Source organism: Streptococcus salivarius (genome assembly GCF_000785515.1).
In the GTDB taxonomy this organism is placed as follows: domain Bacteria; phylum Bacillota; class Bacilli; order Lactobacillales; family Streptococcaceae; genus Streptococcus; species Streptococcus salivarius.
This window is the reverse complement of record NZ_CP009913.1, coordinates 2,140,771-2,158,192: the sequence shown is the minus strand read 5'-3', so window position 1 is coordinate 2,158,192 and position 17,422 is coordinate 2,140,771. Positions and strand designations below refer to the sequence as shown.

The following is a 17,422-nucleotide window of genomic DNA, read 5'->3' as shown; positions in this document are numbered from 1 at the left end:
AATCTTGTAAAGGAGGGAATAATTGTGGCAGAAGCTCAAGAATTACGAGTGCAACCTCATGATTTAGTAGCGGAACAGTCTGTTCTGGGGGCTATTTTCATTAACCCGGAAAAGTTGATTACAGTTCGAGAATTTATCGAAGCAGACGACTTTTACAAGTATTCCCATCGTGTCATTTTTAAAGCAATGGTAACACTGTCGGATCGAAATGATGCCATTGATGCCACGACAGTACGTACCATTCTAGATGACCAAGATGACCTCCAAAATATAGGGGGTATTTCTTATCTTGTAGATTTGGTCAATAGTGTCCCAACATCCGCAAATGCTGAGTACTATGCTAAGATTGTGGCTGAGAAAGCCATGCTTCGCCGTATTATAAATAGATTGACAGAGACTGTCAACCAAGCATATGAGGGCGCTACTGAATCTGATGAAATTATTGCGAATGCTGAGAAAGCCTTAGTTGATGTATCAGAGCATAGCAATCGTAGTGGTTTCCGCAAAATATCAGAAGTTCTTGATGTCAATTTTAATACTTTGGAGATGCGTTCACAGCAAACATCAGATGTTACTGGATTACCGACAGGTTTCCGTGACCTTGACAAGATTACAACAGGTTTACACCCTGATCAATTAATTATTTTAGCAGCTCGTCCCGCAGTTGGTAAAACAGCCTTTGTGCTGAATATTGCTCAGAATGTTGGTACCAAGCAAAATAAAGCTGTTGCAGTCTTTTCTCTAGAGATGGGTGCAGAAAGCTTGGTTGATCGTATGTTGGCAGCTGAAGGGATGATTGATTCCCATGCTTTACGTACAGGTCAATTGACAGAGCAAGATTGGAATAATGTGATGATTGCTCAAGGGGCATTGGCTGAGGCACCTATTTATATAGATGATACCCCTGGTATAAAGATTACTGAGATTCGTGCACGGTCCCGTAAATTGTCACAAGAAGTAGAGGGTGGTCTCGGTCTTATTGTGATTGACTACTTGCAGTTGATTACAGGTACGCGACCAGAAAATCGCCAACAAGAGGTTTCAGATATTTCAAGACAGTTAAAAATCCTGGCCAAGGAGCTCAAAGTTCCTGTAATTGCCTTGAGTCAGTTATCTCGTGGGGTTGAACAACGTCAGGACAAACGTCCAGTCTTATCTGATATCCGTGAGTCAGGATCTATCGAGCAGGATGCCGATATTGTCGCCTTCTTGTATCGTGATGATTACTACCGAAAAGAGGGTGAAGAACCAGAAAATGCGATTGAAGATAATACCATCGAAGTTATCCTAGAAAAAAACCGTGCTGGTGCGCGTGGAACAGTCAAGTTACTATTCCAAAAAGAATACAATAAATTTTCATCGATTGCTCAGTTTGAGGAATCATAATTTTCAGATTTAAGGAGATATATATATGAGTGATGCATTTGCAGATGTTGCTAAGATGAAAAACATCAAGGAAGCCATTAAGTCGCATGAAGGTCAGCTAGTAGAATTGACCCTAGAGAATGGGCGTAAACGTGAAAAGAATAAAATTGGTCGATTGACAGAAGTTTATCCATCATTGTTTATTGTTGAATATCAAGACTTCAGTTCCCAAGCAGGAGCTATTAATAATAGTTATGTTGAATCTTACACTTATTCAGATATTTTGACTGAGAAGACTCTCATTCGTTATTTGAGTCCTGAGGAACAAGCAGAAATCGAAAATAAATAAGAAAAAGCCTTTACTTGGGCCTTTTTTCGTGGTAAACTATTAAAGTATGTGAAATAATAGCAGGATAAAATGAAGCTCGTCAACAGGAAGTCGGCTAGAAAAGTAACCTTTGCTGTTTGGGCGAAGTCTTTCTGAACGAATCAGGTTTATCTAAAACGTTATTTCCTAAAAATATTTTTTATAGGAGGACATTATTAATGTCACGTTATACAGGTCCATCATGGAAACAATCACGTCGCCTTGGTTTCTCACTTACAGGCACAGGTAAAGAATTGGCACGTCGTAACTACGTACCAGGTCAACACGGTCCAAACAACCGTTCAAAACTTTCAGAATACGGTTTGCAATTGGCTGAGAAACAAAAACTTCGTTTCTCATACGGTTTGGGTGAAAAACAATTCCGTAACTTGTTCGTACAAGCTACTAAAGTTAAAGGTGGAACACTTGGTTTCAACTTTATGGTTCTTTTGGAACGTCGTCTTGACAATGTTGTTTACCGTCTTGGTCTTGCAACTACTCGTCGTCAAGCACGCCAATTCGTAAACCACGGTCACATCCTTGTTGACGGTAAACGTGTTGATATCCCTTCATACCGCGTTGAAGTTGGTCAAGTAATCTCAGTTCGTGAAAAATCAGCTAAAGTTCCTGCTATCCTTGAAGCAGTAGAAGCTACTATCGGACGTCCAGCATTTGTATCATTCGATGCTGAAAAACTTGAAGGTTCATTGACACGTCTTCCAGAACGTGATGAAATCAACCCAGAAATCAACGAAGCACTTGTCGTTGAATTCTACAACAAAATGCTTTAATTTTAAGATTATTGTATCGAAAAGCCCGTTGTTATGGGCTTTTTCTTTGTTTTAAAAGACTGTTTCAGCAATTTGCTTACCTTTTTGCTTACTTTTATATAGATTTTAGAGCCATTTCATAGAATGAGACGGCTTTTTGTTTTCGAATATTAAAAAGACCCCTAGTCTGATACAAGTGACTAAGGGATTCGTAACATGATGATAGATGATTTTGAGGTATAAATTATTTATTATCCAATCCGCCTTCAAAATCTGCTGAAACGTTTGAAACGTAGTTGGTGAAGTAGCTTTCAAAATCTTTTTTTAGTTGGTCGTACTCCTCTTCGGAGTAATCTTTATCCTCTATATAAGCCTGAAATCTAGGAATTCCCAAATCTTTTTGGAGACGTTGGATTACTTCTGTCTTTGTCATAAGAACCTCTCTTTCATTCTTTATTTTACCATATTTCAAATTGTATGAATCATATATGTTGTTTTAAAAATTTACTTTTGATATACTGTCAAAGTTATTTAAGAAGGAGGCTACTATGTCTATTATTACACTAATCTTAGCTGGGATTGTTGCTTTGGAGCATCTCTATATCATGTATTTGGAAACTTTTGCGACACATTCAGACACGACTAGTCGTGTTTTCAATATGAGTAAAGAAGAACTTCAACGTGATTCTGTTACAAACTTATTTAAAAATCAAGGGATTTACAATGGTTTGATTGCTGTATTCCTCTTGTATGGGATTTTCACAAGTAGTCAGCTACTTGTAACTGTTTTTGTACTCAATGTTTTCTTTGCTGCTGTTTATGGTGCTATAACTGCAAATAAGAAAATTATTTTAACTCAAGGTGGACCCGCAATCTTGACCTTACTTTCACTTATCATTTCCTTATTTTAAAGATTTTATTGTAAAAGAAAAAGCTGCTTTAACTGTTGAAATGGTTTGCAGCTTTTTATGCTTTTGAAGTTGTTTTATTGTGGAATAAATCGTAGAAGAAAATCTGTCATTTCTCGGGGGGATTCTTTTTTTCCTTTATTTATCCAGGCTTGACAAGCACCAAAAATAGCGTGTGCAAAATAAATACTGGCATAGTCTTTCTCAAATCCTTTTAGAGATTTTTCTTCAGCAGTAGGGACAATGAAGTCCTCAGCTATCATACGCTGAAGTTTATGTATCAGAAAATCTTGAATTTCTTTTGATCCATTGGTAGACAATAGAGCTGATAGGAGTTTTTCACGAGTAAGAAATTCAAAGATTTCGAGGAAGGCTCCCTCTTTCTTTCCTTCGTATTTATCGAAGATATACTCTAGTTTATGGAAAAGCTCTTTCTGATAACTATCAATCATTTCATACTTATCTTTGTAGTGGGTATAAAAACTCGAACGGCTAATCCCAGCTGTTTGAACCAGACGAATGGTAGTAATATCATTGAAATCTTGGTCTTTTAAGCATATTACTAAAGCATCTAAAAGAGCTTTTTTAGTTTGAGCTCGCCTTTGATCTTTTGACATACAAATCTCCTTTTATACACTTTTAGACTATGTGTCCAAAAACTAATTATTTAACATTGATTTTCATGTAAATGAGTTTATAATTGATTATATCATAAAAATAAACACAATGTCTAAAAAGGAGAAATATGTTAGCAGAATTAAAGGCGCTTCTTAAAAGTCCAAAGCTCTGGATAACTATTATTGGTGTCTCATTGATACCCGCTTTATATAATCTAATCTTTTTATCTTCTATGTGGGATCCTTATGGAAATGTAAAGCATCTGCCAGTAGCCGTAGTGAACAAAGATAAGAGTGCTAGTTTCCAGAATAAAACTCTAAATATTGGTCATGATATGGTAGACAATATGTCTAAAAATAAAAATCTAGACTATCATTTTGTGACTGAAAATGAAGCCAAAAAAGGAATTGATGATGGTGACTACTATATGGTAATCACTTTTCCAGAAAATCTCTCAAGTAATGCAGCAAGTCTTTTGACAAATGATCCTAAGAAACTTGAAATTTCTTATCAGACAACAGCAGGGCATAGCTTCGTTTCTTCAAAAATGAGCGATTCTGCCATGTCTAAGTTAAAGGATACCGTTTCTAAAAATATTACGTCAACTTATGTTGGAGCTGTCTTTAGGAGTATGTCTCAACTTCAGGGTGGTATGGGAACTGCAGCGAATGGGGCTAGTCAATTATATGCAGGTGCAGGCGCACTTCAGTCTGGGAGTCAGACCTTATCAAATGGCTTAGGAACTCTTGCTGGATCTACACAAACATTGGCTACAGGTGTTGATACCTTGAGTTCAGGCGCGTCTGCCTATACTTCAGGTGTGGCAACTTTGTCAGGCGCTTTGTCACAGTTAAATGCGAACTCTGAGGCTGTTAATTCTGCTGCAGGTCAATTTGTATCAGGAGCAGAGGCCATGAATACCTTAGTTACAGGTGCAGATTCGTTGTCAACAGCGCTCAGTCAAATGGCTACAGCAACAAGTTTATCTGAAGAACAGCAAGCACAGTTGTCAACCCTGTCAACTAATTTAACTGATTTAAATACAGCAATTCAAAATCTTAATACAGCGGTAAGTAACACATCATTACCAAGTGGAACATCAACAACATCAGTAGATACAAGTTCAATAGCGACTTATCTTTCAAATATTTCTTCTGCAGCTAGCTCTATAGCTACAGCTAGTGCAACTGATAAAGCAAATGATTTGGCTGCGGTACAAGGAACAGCTGCTTATCAAAGCTTGACGGCAGATCAACAAGCGGAGATTACATCGGCAATTAGTAATGCAGGCTCTACAGCTAGTAGTTATGCTTCAACTATTGCATCTGATGTGTCAAGTATGTCAACTGCTTTATCTAGCTTGACAGGTACGACAACAACTAGTAGCGGAGATTCAGGTAGTTTGGCTTCTCTACAAACGTCTATTTCAGGCATTGCAAGTTCGGCGAATGCTCTTCTCCCTGTAGCTTCATCAACGGTATCATCAATGCAAGCTAATATTGCTAATGTCAATTCAGTACTTGTCAATCAATTATCACCAGGAGCAACTCAAGTGGCTTCAGGTGTATCAACCGCTCAAAATACTCTAGCAACAGGTGCAAGTGCACTTTCAACTGGTTTGTCAACTTATACTGGTGCAGTGTCAACGATTGCCAGTGGTGCTCAAACTCTAGATGCTAACAGTAGTAGTTTAATGACTGGTTTTGCTACTCTTCAGAGTGGTACAAGTGCTCTCAATACAGGTGCTCAACAATTAGCAACGGGCGGAAATACCTTAACAAATGGATTGACAAGTTTGTCAACTAACCTTTCTACATTGTCTGATTCATTAAATAAGGCTAATCAGCAATTATCTCTTGTTTCTGTAAACTCAGACAATGCAAAAATGGTTAGTGCTCCGCTTAAAGAGAAGAAAACTGATAAGGATAAGGTTGACACTAATGGTGTGGGGATGGCTCCATATATGATTTCTGTTTCTCTTATGGTTGTCGCTCTTTCAACTAATGTTATCTTTGCTAAGAGCTTGACGGGAAGAAACTTTACGAGCCGTTTTGATTGGGCTAAGAATAAGTTCTTTATCAATGGTATCATTACGACTATGTCTGCAATTGCCCTTTATATTGCCATTCGATTTGTGGGAGTTGAACCAAATCATCCATTAGCTACATTTGGTATGATTCTCCTTGCAGCATGGACTTTAATGGCGCTCGTTACAGCCCTTGTGGGTTGGGATGATAGATATGGTGCATTTGCTTCTATGATTATGCTCCTTTTGCAGCTAGGTTCTAGTGCAGGGACTTATCCAATTGAACTTAGTCCTAAGTTCTTTAAGGTCGTCCAACCATTCTTACCAATGTCCTACTCCGTATCAGGTCTTCGTCAAACTATTTCAATGACAGGACAGATCTCAGATCAAGTACGTATGTTATTCATTTTCTTACTTATTTTTGTAGTTGTAGGTATTATTATTTATAGACCAAAGTCTGAAAATGAATAAACTAAAGGCCAGCTCTAATGTGAGCTGGCTTTTTATGTTATTCAACAGTTATATCACCAAGGTCTGAGGTAATAGTTAGTGTGTTATCCTTTGAAATCTTAAGGTTATTTGTGATGTACACCTCTCCTGAATGACTATCGGCTTGAACATTGAGCGTGTAATCTTTAAGAGCTATTTCAATATCACCGGATGTAACATCAAGTTTATTGTGACCATTGAAAATCAGGTTATCTCCAGAGTAATCTCCCATTGCAATAGATAAATCTGAGTTAGTAAAAAGTGTATGATCACTATCAACACTACCAACATCAAGATTAGCTTTTAGGTTGCTGACAATCATTTTAGTAAAAGTTAGGTCCCCTACATTTAGATTGATGTCTGCTTGTTTGATGGTGCTATTACTTAAATCTAGATTTCCAGTTGCTAAATCAACCTTTAAAAAATCAATCGTTTGTTTTTTAGGGAGTGTAATGACAATGGTTTTATTTCTGACTTCCTTGTTGAGAGTAGAAAGCCTTACTAAATCTTTTAATCCGAAAAAGTTAATATGTTTGTTAGAAGTCGAATCTAATTCAGAGTTGTTATCATTGATAGTCAATTGACCATCCTTTACAGATGTGTCAATTGGATTTTTTGTTTTTTGGTAGTAAGAAAGCGTTGCTTTGTCAACTTCACCATTTTTTATAAGCACATTGTAGCTACTACTTTTAATATCAATTTTATTGAAGTCCTTAACTTCTTTCTTGACATAATCTTGCTCACTTATAGTTTTATTTTGTAAATCTGTTAAGCCACCTTGGCTATAACCCCAAGCTACTAATCCTCCTCCTAAAAATAGAGAGATAAGAGACACTCCGAGGACAATCTTTTTCCAAGTTTTCATGATTTTCTTCCTTTCTTGATGAGCCATTTAATCAATAGGGTAATTAGCTTTACAATAAGTTTACAGATTTCAAATGAAATCAAAAGCAGTAAGAGTGCTCCTCCAAACATCAATAGACCTAGACCCACTCCAAACAGTGTTGAAGCTAGTGAAACATTTAAGAGAGAGAAGCTTGTAAAGAAAGTGTAAATACCACTAATGAGTAAGGCAAAAGTAAGAGCTAAGGCAGTCACTATAACTGCAAAAATAACCACAAGAAGTGTCAATAGCATAGCTAGGAAGAATAGTAGAATTGGTAAGGCGACTGGACTGGCTAAAACAGCTAGAATCGCAATCCAGAGGATAGTTGTTTTATTACGTAAGCTACTCTTTTCCTCAATAATCTTTTCGTCTAGAAGACGACTAATGACTTCATGTGCTGCTTCCTTAGGTGTACCCAATTCTGCAATAACCTGAGCTTCATTTTCAGGTCCAGCCTCTTCAAAATATTCCATGAAATATTCGAGAGCCTCTTCATAGTCCTTTTGTGGTAATTTTCGTAGATATTTTGTTAATTTGGCTATATATTCAGTCCTTGTCATGTCTTAATCTCCCTTCTACAATACCATCGAAGGTTTCTTTATAGGTTAACCATTCTTCATTAAGAAATTGAAGATGATTTTTTCCCTCTTGGGTAATACTGTAATATTTACGTTTACGCCCTTGATATGCTTGGCTATAAGTGGTCATATAGCCTGCTTTTTCAAGCTTTTTTAGAATAGGATAAAGTGTTGACTCCTTGATATTAGCCACAAGCTTAATGGTTTGACTAATTTCATAGCCATAAGAGTCTTCTCTATCTATAATAGCTAGTATTAGGAACTCTATCAGGATTGACGATGTTGGAAAATACATAATGTGCTCCTTTGCTTTTAGGATATGTATAAAAATTATATATAATTATTTTACACATTGAGTGTATCTCTTTTAGAAAGATATGTCAATATTTTATATATAAAAAATTTATATAATAGGGATAACTTCTTTTTTATGATAATATGAAGTCAAGGAGTTCTTATGACTATTAAAGATAAACTAGCTCATTACGAGCCAAAGCCACTAGGGGAGAAAGGACGCTATGCAGTGCTTTTACCCTTGATATATGATGTAAAAACTGATAAGTATCAAATCCTTTACCAAGTACGAAGTGAGCATATTTCTCAACCAGGTGAGGTTTCTTTTCCTGGTGGCCGTGTCGAAGAAGGTGAGACTTTTCAAGAAGCTGCTATACGAGAAACTTGTGAGGAATTAAACTTATTTCCTGATCAAATTGACATTTGGGGAGAGATTGATTATCTGATTCATCAGGGGAGAACCATCCATTGCTTTGTTGGAAAGATAAATATAGAAAATTGGGAGGATATTCATCCAAATGAAGAGGTGAAACGGTTGTTTACAATCTATGTTGACACGTTGTTGACAGAGAATCCGATTTATTATAAAGTGATTTCTACCTTGAGTGATGCGAAAGATTTCCCATTTTTCTTGGTAAAAAACAGAGAAAAATACAATTTTGGGTATAGTGAACGTCATATTCCTTTTTACAGAAACTTGACAGAAAATATATGGGGGATGACAGCTATGTTTACACACAGATTTACAGATATTCTGAAAGATTTAGAGTAAAAATAAAAGATCAACGGTAATATGTTGATTTTTTTACTATTAATTAAATTGTTTATTTGCTACAAAAGGAGTGAAATTTATTTCTGAGACAGGGGTCTAGAGTATTCCTAAAATGATTTTCAAAATTAATATGGAAGCTTTTAGCTAGGTGGTCAACTTCAGAGTAGACAAGATTTTTTTGTTTCATTTGTGTCATTCCTATACTAAAAGGGGAGTATTATGTAGATAGAGGCTGTTATGCTTTGGTGTTATTCTGCCTAAGATTGATGATTCTATTGATTTTTCTGAGGGAGTTACCTATGTTGAAGAGAAGGTAAAGCATATAACTATAAATTGTAAAGCTCCAAAAATCTGGGACAATACTGAGACTATAGACAAATAGGACCGTTGCACTAACAAAATTAGACAGCTACATATCATTGAAAGTAGAGGATGTCCTTTTGAAAATAATAGGCTTTCTACGATTAAGGCAAAAGCAGGTAGCAACAGAGTTAGAATGATAATAATAAAGATGAAGCGTTGTGTATCATCTAGCATCAAGTTACCCAATGATTTACCTAGGTAAAAACGAGAATCACTCCCCCCAGGATAAATCAATTCTCTTGTCAGGGGACTAACTAGGATTAGGGTGTCAAATAGTGAGAAAGCCGCCCATCTCCAAATAGGAAAAGCCCATTCTTCCTCAGATAATTCTCTCTGAGTTCTTTCTTCAGTTAATTCTAATTTGATTGTCATCAATATGTACCTCTTTTGGAAAGTCGTTATTTTGATTTAAGATATACCATCCATCTGGTAGTTCAGAGTTTTTAAGTATCTGTTCTAATTGAGAATGTAAGTCAATTTCTTTAGTCGTGGAACCAGAAGGAAAACTCAATTGGACAGTAAGTTGTTTGTTTCGTAGAGCATCTTTAAGTGAAAAATCATAATAGCCACCTAGCGCTTTAGAATGTCCCCTCTCATAAGTATAGAGTGTCGTGTATGGTACAGGTTCTATCTGAACAATAATATTTTTTAAATCTTTCTCGGATCTTAGAGCTTTAGAGATATCATTGATAAATTTTTGATTTCTAGGGTTGATTTTAATAGACTTTTTAACAAAGTCGTCCCCATATTCTCTTTCATCAGGTAAAATCTTATATTCACTATTTTGGCGATTAAAATCTGAGTCGCTTTCCGTTGGACTGGCAATGTAAGGATAGAGTAAATCTTGAATATGGAGAGGCAGTTGAGTCTTTACATGTTCTTTTTTGTTATTAATGGTTTCTTGATAATCAATATGGAAAATCAAGTAATGTTTAACCTCATCTTCTTTATTCATACAATAAGTAATTTTATCTGCCCATCCGATACCAGTTATTTGCACCTTTCCTTGAAATCCACGAGTTTTATAAAACCCTTTAATATTTTCTTGAGCATTGTAATAGAAAAAGATAGCAATCATGGTCAATAATAAAATCAAGGGCATAGTAATTTTAAGGTATTTTAAGTTATTTTTTACCATATTAGTTATGACTCTCCTTAACTAGTAGGTTGTAATCTTTTTGACTTTTAACTTCCTCGAGGTGTCCAGTCGTTGTATCAGTACTTGTAAAATACCAATAGATATCCTCCTTATCTGGTGTTAACTCTTTTTGGAGTTTAATGGCATCATCCAAATTAAGTGAATCAGTTGTTACGATAATTAGGCTGACTCTTTTTTTGAGCGATTGGTCACTGTATTCGTTATCGTCTTGATCTTTGTAATCAGCAAAATTTCTTTCTTTGGTCCAGATAAGGGGCATGGAGTTGATAGTGAGGGGATCATCTTTATGACCTATAGAAAAATTATCCTTTGAAAGGAGATAGCGGTAAGGTTTAGCAAATTCGTAGTATTGACTGACTTTTGCTGGTTTGGTTTTGTTGCCTTATGGGTGCGTAAATTGACATAGAATACTTTTTCGTTGTCATAGGATGAAAATTTCACAAACTCATCCCTACCATCGGAGTACATGGTATTATCCATAGAACCGGGATCATCGTATCCTAGTTTCTTAGCAAGGTCTAGTACATCAATAGTGTGTCCTTTTCCAGTATCTTTACCAAGCTGATAATAGTGGATAATATCATAATTTTTAGGGTACTTCTTGTGTTTAGATGCTTTATACCTAGATTCTTGGAAGGCTAGATAGGAGCGACCGACGGCTAATTGACTTCTCTCAAGTGCTTTTTCATTTCCAAACTTAACACCTAAAACGTTAAAGTTTCCAATTTTGACGTTTTGAAAGGATGTTACAGTAACTTTTTTGTTAGTATAGTCGTAAAGTCTATCGTCTAAGGAATAAGCGGCCTGAATTCTATAACCATAGCGAACGAATGTACCTGTAAGTAGAATGGTTATAAAAATAAGGAGATAAACATGCCACATACGCCATCTAAATGTTTCTATTTTTGTCATAGGAGATCCTCTTTGAGTAATAGAAAAACCATGAAAATAAGATTTTCATGGTTTTTAATTCAATTATTTTACCTCAGTAAGAATCAGAGAAGTTAGTACCGTCTGAAATTAAATATTATCTTGGTCAAAATTATGAGATTTTAGTTGAAATAGAAGAGGTTGATTACTTCGATACGGACTTTAGCAGAGCATCCCATAGACTTTCTTTGGCTGAAATAACTGAAATTGTTAAATATCAAAGTATGGGACAATGTTTGAAGCAACTACCAGAAGGCATAGGAAAAGGTGAAAGGGAATATTGGGAAAACAACTATAAAAGAGATAGATAAAGGGCTATTTTGATTGTTCACGAGAACCAAAATCTGATATTGCTTTTGTAGATATGAGATTTTTCTATGCTAGTGTTGAGTGTGTGGAACGTGGATTGTATCTTTTAAGGACCTCGCTTTGTGTGATGAGTAGAGCAGATAATTCAAACGGACTTATCTTAGCTTCCTCTCCAATGTTCAAGAAAGTCTTTTGAGCACCACAAGAGGCGAAGTCACAAACTCCGCCTCCTTCTACATATTTTTTGTTATAATAGAATATTTTATTTGAAATATCAAGACTTATGCTTGATAAAGCTAGAAAACTTACCCTTTTCCAGCAAGAATATCTGATACTTTATACAATCCTGGGGAATATGTCCGACCAAATAGTTTTTTCGTCAAGGCATTAAACGTATAATGGTCATCTAAAATCAAGACTTCGTCATACGTTTTTAAGAGTGCAATAAAGTCATCGTCTGTTAAATTGGAACCATCTCTAGTATCGATATTTTCATTGCTGAGGTAATAACTTGTTGCTCTGTCGCTGTATGATGCCATTAAATCTAAAAATTCTTGGTCAACCGACACAAAATTTTCTCTGGCATCAACATTGACATCCCACAGATAATAACGACTAGCATATTGGACAAAATAATTATCTACATTCTCCTTATCTGCTGTTACAACCAAAATTCTATCCGTTGACGAATTACTCTGACTTCCAGTAAACTGATGAATTTCTTTTACGACCTCGTTTGTTTCCTGATTGTTATTGTAAACAATGCTATTATTTTCTGACAAGAACATTCCAATGGCATAAACTGTCAAAACAAGGCTCGCGTATTGGTACAAGTGTTTATTAAATAAGCTCTTGTAAGACCTAGCATTACGTTTACTAATGATTTTTTCATACAGACACTTGTCCATTACCCATGCTAAAGCCATGGTCAAACAACCAAAAACAAAGATAACGATGCTCGAAGCATAGCGCTCAAATCCTGCTAATTCTAACGCTTCATCAGTCGGCATTGCTGTCAGATACATGAGTAAAATGCCAATATAGTAAGTCACAATCGAAATATCAACAAATCCCCAAGTCAACAAGACAAATTTCTTATATTTCAAACGAATGCCAATCACAATAAAGGCAATCAGCATAATCAGATTGATTATCAAAATTCCATTGCTTGCCAAACTGTCAAACGTAAACACCGATTTGACAAAAAGAGTGATAATTTTTTGTGGGACGCCTGACAGATTTCCAGTCAATACCTGACCAAGTTCTGACATGGACACCGCATGCTTGGCACTTGAGGCATTTGGGAAATTATCCGTCACATGCTTTTGCCAAATAACAAAAGGAAGACAGCTGACTAGCAAGGTCATTATGAGTAGCACTAGTGCTTTTAAACGTGCTCTTTTACGAACAAGTAAACGCACAATACAAACCACATAAACTACTAAAACGAGAGCGACAAAGAAAAGTCCACTTACTTTGACGATACTTAATAATCCAAGAATTACCGCCGTATTTAGCGACAAAAACCAGAAACGATTACGATAGACAAAACAACCTGCTATGGCTGCCAAGGCCAAGGCCGGAAGCAGAAAATCAACCAGCAAATTATTTAATCGAATAGCAACGTTGAACGTATTAAAAACAGCAAACGAAGCAAAAATCATGCTAACCATTAAGACACGTCGATCATCACGAAGTGCCGCAAACATGGCATAAAGACTGGAAGCAATCAAGAAGAATTGCCCGACCAACATACTACCTTCTGAAAAGCCTACGATAGTCGTGAAAAAATAAATGAAAAGTGAACTTCCAACAGGATAGGTATAATAACTAATAATCGTATCCTGCTGTGTTGGCAAAGCATTATTGATATGGAAAAATTTTACAATCGTTGCCCAATGCGTAAAATTATCATAATGTAAAAGCGGTGAATGCCAGAGCGTTATTCCAAACAAAAGCAAATAAGCCATCATTCCAAGCGCAATATAATCAAGTCTCCTAAAGCGATATTTCTTTTTCCATACCGCCCAAAGATAATAAAGACTCAAAAGACAGCCCAAAACAGAAATGGCATACACGGTCTGCAACATAAAGCCTAACAAACTACCAAGGTACAATACCAATGTAATGACTGAAAATGTAAACACCCATGTCAGACTGCGATTCATCTTCACAGTATTACGGAAAAAGGCATTGTACCCCATGGTAATCACAAAGAACAACAGTAATCTAGCAATACTAATCATACTCTCCCTCTCCATTCATTTGCTAAGGCTTTAAAAGCAGGTAAGCTATCCAAATCCGCTAAATTGGTAACTCGATAAAGCGATTCGTCTCTATCAATATCATAGGACACAAAAGTCAACTGAATTGGCAAATCTTTGTAGGTAAATGCGACATTCGGTTCTTTTTTAGGATTTGTCAATTTTCCAGAAAATGTCATGTAATAATAATCTGTCTTTCTAAGCTGGCATTTTTTTCCAGCAACCTGAACCTCTTCATTAACACGAACTTTCGGAAAAGCTACTTGGTCATAGGCTGAAACAGGACGTTCATTATTTTGGAAACGTTGACTAAAGTTCTCAAATAAATCATCCCATGTTGTCATCCAAGGGTCTTTTTCCTTCGGAAGATTGTGATTAATGCGGTCATAAATGTACTGATAAAATTCGCGCTTATCAGCTTCAGGAATTTCTGAAAATTGAACGCCGTAGCGCCAACCATTATCAATCGCAAAAACACGAACAACATGACCTTTTACCCTCGCATGGTAATCACGTGATTGCAAATTAAGCGTCAGTTCTTTTTCTTTCGGCAAATACAATGGTAAATCCGTATAGAATGAAATCCCCGTTTCTGAAATATCACAGACTCTCACTTGGTAAGAATCATCATCAACCTCAATAACCATAGCTTCATCAACAGTAAAACGCTCACTTGAGCGATAAATCGGACGACCAAGCGCACAGAAAATCGCAAAGGTCAAATTGATGATATGATAAATCAACCAAAAACTGATAATACTTCCATAAAAAAGCTCTGAACCAAATTTTCCATAGTTAAAAGTCACCAAACCATAAACGGCTAATCCCCATAAAACAAGATAAGGAAGCGCATAAAGGTACAACGTCCACGACGTATCATTTTCCTTACGTGTCACCTTAAATTTTTTATCGCTAATGCCAAAGGACTCCAACATCATGGGAATAAACAAATACGGAGCAAAAATCGTTTCCACAATTTCTCCCCAAACCTGTGTTCGGTATTGTTTTGAGACTTCTCGCATTGACAAGTGTGTCAATGCGTAACTTGGCAACCAGAATAGGAACAGTAGCCAGATATTTGACACCACCACACGCACATGGAAAACCGTATATAAAATCGGTGCCAAGATATACAATAACCGTCTAAAGAAAGACCACCAATAAAGATAGCCATTAATATAAACAATTCTTTGCCCCTTTGTCAATTTGGGATTAAAGAAGATATTCATATTGTAGCTACTGCGAATAACGCCACGTCCCCAGCGCGCGCGCTGTTTGAGGACACTCTTCAAATCTGTTGGCGTTAACCCGCTAGCCATTGGACTTTTCGTCGAATAATTTACATAACCAGCCGCATTCATCCGAACACCTAGCTCGAAATCCTCCGTAATGGTATCTGTCGGAAAACCACCAACATCTTCAATCGCCTTGCGGAAAATAAGCGTATTAGACCCCGTATAAACCGCTGCACCGTGCGAATTATTGCAAACATTAATTTCTTTGGAAAAGAAATCTTGTTCGTTTGGTAAGGTTGATTCTGAAAACAAGTTAAATTGGAAAATATCAGCATTGTAAAAACTTTGTGGCGTTTGAATCAAACCAACTTTTGACTTATCATAATCGTCACCATTTTCATAAGCCTCAACTTGTTCAACAAAATAAGGCACAGTTTCCAACAGGAATTCACGATAAGGAATCATATCCGCATCAAATGTCGCCACCAAAGGTGATGACGTCTGACGTAAAGCATTATTGTAGTTTCCTGATTTGGCATCTTTATTATCCGCCAAACCAAAATAACCAACACCAAGCTCATCAGCCAATTTGGCAACTTCTAGACGATTGGTATCATCACAGACGTAGATATGCACCTTAGACTTATCAGGATATTCCATAAAAGTACAGGCATTAATCGTCTTATAAAGCAACTCTGGATCCTCATTATGCGTTGCAATCAAAACATCCACATCTGGGTAACGCTCCTTAGCAATCTCAGGCTTTTCAAGCTCAAAGTCCTTTTGCTTATTCCAAATGAGAATGTAGCCTGTAATGGCTGAAACTACCTCACTTCCCCACAATAAAATCCCAAAGATCAGCGCAAACCATGAATCATGCCACGGAATAGTCGCCACCAAACGCCAAGTTAAATAAAAGGCAGTCGTTACAAATGCAACGAAATAGAGTATCCTCTTACTAGTCTTCATTCTCACCTCCACTAAAAATCAAATGTTTTTGCACAAAATAACTGACAATGAAAAGTGTACCGTCAACTAAAATCTTCACCAATGAAATTGGCAGCGTCGTCAAGGCATTTCCTAGAACTGTTACCAATAAACTTGACAAAACAATCTGTACTACCACCAAAGTGAAGTATTTTATCGCACTATTTGATTGACCTTGTTTAAAGACCACCTTATGATTCAGGGTGAAATTAACAACAGATGATATCACACGCGCTAAAATCGAAGCTAACGTCACCGCACTAAAACTCAATCCATTAAACAAAGAAATTAAAATCGTAAAAGCAACAATATCAACCAAGAAGGAAAACAATGCTGAAAAAATGTACTTGAAGAAAACCTTGTAAATTCTAATCGAGTCACGAATCGCATCAAAATGCGACGACTGATTTTCATCCAAATAAATCGTTGCAATGCCAACTTCACAAATCAGAATATTGTCCTCTTTTGCCTCAAGTAACATATTCATCTCAAATTCATACCGTTCACCCTCCACGGTTAAGAGTTTTGGCAACCATGACATAGGAATCACACGAAGTCCCGTTTGCGTATCAGAAACGTGCACACCTGTCATAGCCCCCAAGACGTCTCTTGTCAATAAATTTCCAAATTTACTACGTAAAGGAACAGATTTTTCAAATGTTCTAACACCCAGCACCAAACTATCAGGATGTTGCAAAAATTCAGCCAAACATTTCATCATGTCTTCGTAGGTGTGTTGACCATCAGAATCAATCGTCACAATTCCTTTGGCATTAGGAAAATTGTCCAAAATATATGAAATAGCCGTTTTTAAAGCACGACCTTTTCCTTTATTATCAGCATGTCTTTGCAAATGACAAGCATAGTTACTCTGCGCTATTGCAAATAACGGTGCAAAATCAGCTCCACTACCGTCATCGACTAGAATAATGTCAAACATTTGATTTTCCTTATCCCGAATATTTTTCAAAAGTTCCAACAAACGGTCATCAGGTTCATAGGCAGGAATGACAATAACAACATCTTGAAACATCATCGACGTTCTCCTTTCTGACTTTTATTTTCGTACATTTTCTTATCAGCTATTGCAAATAACGGTGCA

General features: G+C 36.5%; 18 protein-coding genes. 6 read left to right on the top strand and 12 right to left on the bottom strand.

What is annotated here, in order from left to right; translation table 11 throughout:
* The first annotated feature begins 24 nt into the window (after positions 1-24).
* The 3 genes from dnaB to rpsD all read left to right on the top strand — a co-directional run bounded on the left by dnaB (position 25) and on the right by rpsD (position 2,523).
* On the top strand, positions 25-1,386 hold the full coding sequence (gene dnaB / locus SSAL8618_RS10060) for a replicative DNA helicase (protein ID WP_002885809.1): 1,362 nt from the start codon (positions 25-27) through the stop codon (positions 1,384-1,386).
* 25 nt (positions 1,387-1,411) lie between these two features.
* Positions 1,412-1,714, top strand: coding sequence for a Veg family protein (locus SSAL8618_RS10055; protein WP_002885699.1), 303 nt, complete (start codon positions 1,412-1,414; stop codon positions 1,712-1,714).
* Between the two features lie 197 nt (positions 1,715-1,911).
* Positions 1,912-2,523, top strand: a complete 612-nt coding sequence (rpsD, locus tag SSAL8618_RS10050; protein WP_002885833.1) for a 30S ribosomal protein S4 — start codon at positions 1,912-1,914, stop codon at positions 2,521-2,523.
* Positions 2,524-2,746: 223 nt separating this feature from the next.
* Here rpsD and SSAL8618_RS10045 read toward each other — a convergent pair whose 3' ends face one another.
* Complete coding sequence (locus SSAL8618_RS10045; RefSeq protein WP_003095232.1) at positions 2,747-2,935, bottom strand: hypothetical protein; 189 nt, start codon at positions 2,933-2,935, stop codon at positions 2,747-2,749.
* Between the two features lie 115 nt (positions 2,936-3,050).
* On the opposite strand from SSAL8618_RS10045, the gene SSAL8618_RS10040 reads away from it, so the two are divergent.
* Positions 3,051-3,413, top strand: a complete 363-nt coding sequence (locus tag SSAL8618_RS10040) for a DUF1304 domain-containing protein (RefSeq protein ID WP_038676914.1) — start codon at positions 3,051-3,053, stop codon at positions 3,411-3,413.
* A gap of 74 nt (positions 3,414-3,487) precedes the next feature.
* On the opposite strand, the gene SSAL8618_RS10035 is transcribed toward SSAL8618_RS10040, so the two are convergent.
* Complete coding sequence (locus tag SSAL8618_RS10035; RefSeq protein ID WP_038676912.1) at positions 3,488-4,027, bottom strand: TetR/AcrR family transcriptional regulator; 540 nt, start codon at positions 4,025-4,027, stop codon at positions 3,488-3,490.
* A 128-nt stretch (positions 4,028-4,155) separates the two neighbouring features.
* Here SSAL8618_RS10035 and SSAL8618_RS10030 point away from each other — a divergent pair, with 128 nt between their 5' ends.
* Positions 4,156-6,525, top strand: coding sequence for a YhgE/Pip domain-containing protein (locus SSAL8618_RS10030; protein ID WP_038676910.1), 2,370 nt, complete (start codon positions 4,156-4,158; stop codon positions 6,523-6,525).
* Between the two features lie 37 nt (positions 6,526-6,562).
* On the opposite strand, the gene SSAL8618_RS10025 is transcribed toward SSAL8618_RS10030, so the two are convergent.
* Genes SSAL8618_RS10025 through SSAL8618_RS10015 form a run of 3 tightly spaced genes read right to left on the bottom strand, consistent with a single transcriptional unit; the run spans position 6,563 to position 8,302 of the window.
* Positions 6,563-7,408 (bottom strand): DUF4097 family beta strand repeat-containing protein, encoded by an 846-nt coding sequence (locus SSAL8618_RS10025; RefSeq protein ID WP_080730939.1) that lies wholly within the window; start codon positions 7,406-7,408, stop codon positions 6,563-6,565.
* On the bottom strand, positions 7,405-7,989 hold the full coding sequence (locus SSAL8618_RS10020) for a DUF1700 domain-containing protein (protein ID WP_014635185.1): 585 nt from the start codon (positions 7,987-7,989) through the stop codon (positions 7,405-7,407). The genes SSAL8618_RS10025 and SSAL8618_RS10020 overlap by 4 nt, the downstream gene beginning before the upstream one ends.
* The gene (locus SSAL8618_RS10015; RefSeq protein WP_038676906.1) at positions 7,976-8,302 is read right to left on the bottom strand and encodes a PadR family transcriptional regulator; all 327 of its coding nucleotides are present in this window, start codon (positions 8,300-8,302) and stop codon (positions 7,976-7,978) included. The genes SSAL8618_RS10020 and SSAL8618_RS10015 overlap by 14 nt, the downstream gene beginning before the upstream one ends.
* A gap of 162 nt (positions 8,303-8,464) precedes the next feature.
* Between SSAL8618_RS10015 and SSAL8618_RS10010 the strand changes: the two genes are divergently transcribed.
* On the top strand, positions 8,465-9,073 hold the full coding sequence (locus SSAL8618_RS10010; protein ID WP_014635184.1) for an NUDIX hydrolase: 609 nt from the start codon (positions 8,465-8,467) through the stop codon (positions 9,071-9,073).
* A gap of 297 nt (positions 9,074-9,370) precedes the next feature.
* Here the strand turns inward: SSAL8618_RS10010 and SSAL8618_RS10005 are convergent, their stop codons facing one another.
* From SSAL8618_RS10005 to SSAL8618_RS09980, 7 genes are all read right to left on the bottom strand, one after another.
* Positions 9,371-9,808, bottom strand: a complete 438-nt coding sequence (locus SSAL8618_RS10005; RefSeq protein WP_223896473.1) for a hypothetical protein — start codon at positions 9,806-9,808, stop codon at positions 9,371-9,373.
* The gene (locus tag SSAL8618_RS10000) at positions 9,783-10,574 is read right to left on the bottom strand and encodes a hypothetical protein (protein ID WP_038676904.1); all 792 of its coding nucleotides are present in this window, start codon (positions 10,572-10,574) and stop codon (positions 9,783-9,785) included. Before SSAL8618_RS10000 ends, SSAL8618_RS10005 begins: the two co-directional genes overlap by 26 nt.
* A gap of 1 nt (position 10,575) precedes the next feature.
* On the bottom strand, positions 10,576-10,854 hold the full coding sequence (locus tag SSAL8618_RS10905) for a hypothetical protein (RefSeq protein WP_223896471.1): 279 nt from the start codon (positions 10,852-10,854) through the stop codon (positions 10,576-10,578).
* Between the two features lie 32 nt (positions 10,855-10,886).
* Positions 10,887-11,507, bottom strand: a complete 621-nt coding sequence (locus SSAL8618_RS09995; RefSeq protein WP_223896469.1) for a hypothetical protein — start codon at positions 11,505-11,507, stop codon at positions 10,887-10,889.
* A 632-nt stretch (positions 11,508-12,139) separates the two neighbouring features.
* Entirely contained in the window at positions 12,140-14,080 is a 1,941-nt protein-coding gene (locus SSAL8618_RS09990; protein WP_038676903.1) for a hypothetical protein, read from the bottom strand.
* Entirely contained in the window at positions 14,077-16,302 is a 2,226-nt protein-coding gene (locus SSAL8618_RS09985; protein ID WP_038676901.1) for a glycosyltransferase family 2 protein, read from the bottom strand. Before SSAL8618_RS09985 ends, SSAL8618_RS09990 begins: the two co-directional genes overlap by 4 nt.
* A complete protein-coding gene (locus SSAL8618_RS09980; protein WP_038676899.1) occupies positions 16,292-17,356 on the bottom strand; it encodes a bifunctional glycosyltransferase family 2/GtrA family protein in 1,065 nt (354 codons plus the stop codon). The genes SSAL8618_RS09985 and SSAL8618_RS09980 overlap by 11 nt, the downstream gene beginning before the upstream one ends.
* Positions 17,357-17,422 lie beyond the last annotated feature (66 nt).

Bases quoted from the DNA above. Each gene is read 5' to 3' on its own strand.
- SSAL8618_RS10055 (WP_002885699.1), top strand. From the start codon at position 1,412: ATGAGTGATGCATTTGCAGATGTTGCTAAGATGAAAAACATCAAGGAA.
- rpsD (WP_002885833.1), top strand. From the start codon at position 1,912: ATGTCACGTTATACAGGTCCATCATGGAAACAATCACGTCGCCTTGGT.
- SSAL8618_RS10045 (WP_003095232.1), bottom strand. From the start codon at position 2,935: ATGACAAAGACAGAAGTAATCCAACGTCTCCAAAAAGATTTGGGAATT.
- SSAL8618_RS10040 (WP_038676914.1), top strand. From the start codon at position 3,051: ATGTCTATTATTACACTAATCTTAGCTGGGATTGTTGCTTTGGAGCAT.
- SSAL8618_RS10035 (WP_038676912.1), bottom strand. From the start codon at position 4,027: ATGTCAAAAGATCAAAGGCGAGCTCAAACTAAAAAAGCTCTTTTAGAT.
- SSAL8618_RS10030 (WP_038676910.1), top strand. From the start codon at position 4,156: ATGTTAGCAGAATTAAAGGCGCTTCTTAAAAGTCCAAAGCTCTGGATA.
- SSAL8618_RS10025 (WP_080730939.1), bottom strand. From the start codon at position 7,408: ATGAAAACTTGGAAAAAGATTGTCCTCGGAGTGTCTCTTATCTCTCTA.
- SSAL8618_RS10020 (WP_014635185.1), bottom strand. From the start codon at position 7,989: ATGACAAGGACTGAATATATAGCCAAATTAACAAAATATCTACGAAAA.
- SSAL8618_RS10015 (WP_038676906.1), bottom strand. From the start codon at position 8,302: ATGTATTTTCCAACATCGTCAATCCTGATAGAGTTCCTAATACTAGCT.
- SSAL8618_RS10010 (WP_014635184.1), top strand. From the start codon at position 8,465: ATGACTATTAAAGATAAACTAGCTCATTACGAGCCAAAGCCACTAGGG.
- SSAL8618_RS10005 (WP_223896473.1), bottom strand. From the start codon at position 9,808: ATGACAATCAAATTAGAATTAACTGAAGAAAGAACTCAGAGAGAATTA.
- SSAL8618_RS10000 (WP_038676904.1), bottom strand. From the start codon at position 10,574: ATGGTAAAAAATAACTTAAAATACCTTAAAATTACTATGCCCTTGATT.
- SSAL8618_RS10905 (WP_223896471.1), bottom strand. From the start codon at position 10,854: ATGCCCCTTATCTGGACCAAAGAAAGAAATTTTGCTGATTACAAAGAT.
- SSAL8618_RS09995 (WP_223896469.1), bottom strand. From the start codon at position 11,507: ATGACAAAAATAGAAACATTTAGATGGCGTATGTGGCATGTTTATCTC.
- SSAL8618_RS09990 (WP_038676903.1), bottom strand. From the start codon at position 14,080: ATGATTAGTATTGCTAGATTACTGTTGTTCTTTGTGATTACCATGGGG.
- SSAL8618_RS09985 (WP_038676901.1), bottom strand. From the start codon at position 16,302: ATGAAGACTAGTAAGAGGATACTCTATTTCGTTGCATTTGTAACGACT.
- SSAL8618_RS09980 (WP_038676899.1), bottom strand. From the start codon at position 17,356: ATGATGTTTCAAGATGTTGTTATTGTCATTCCTGCCTATGAACCTGAT.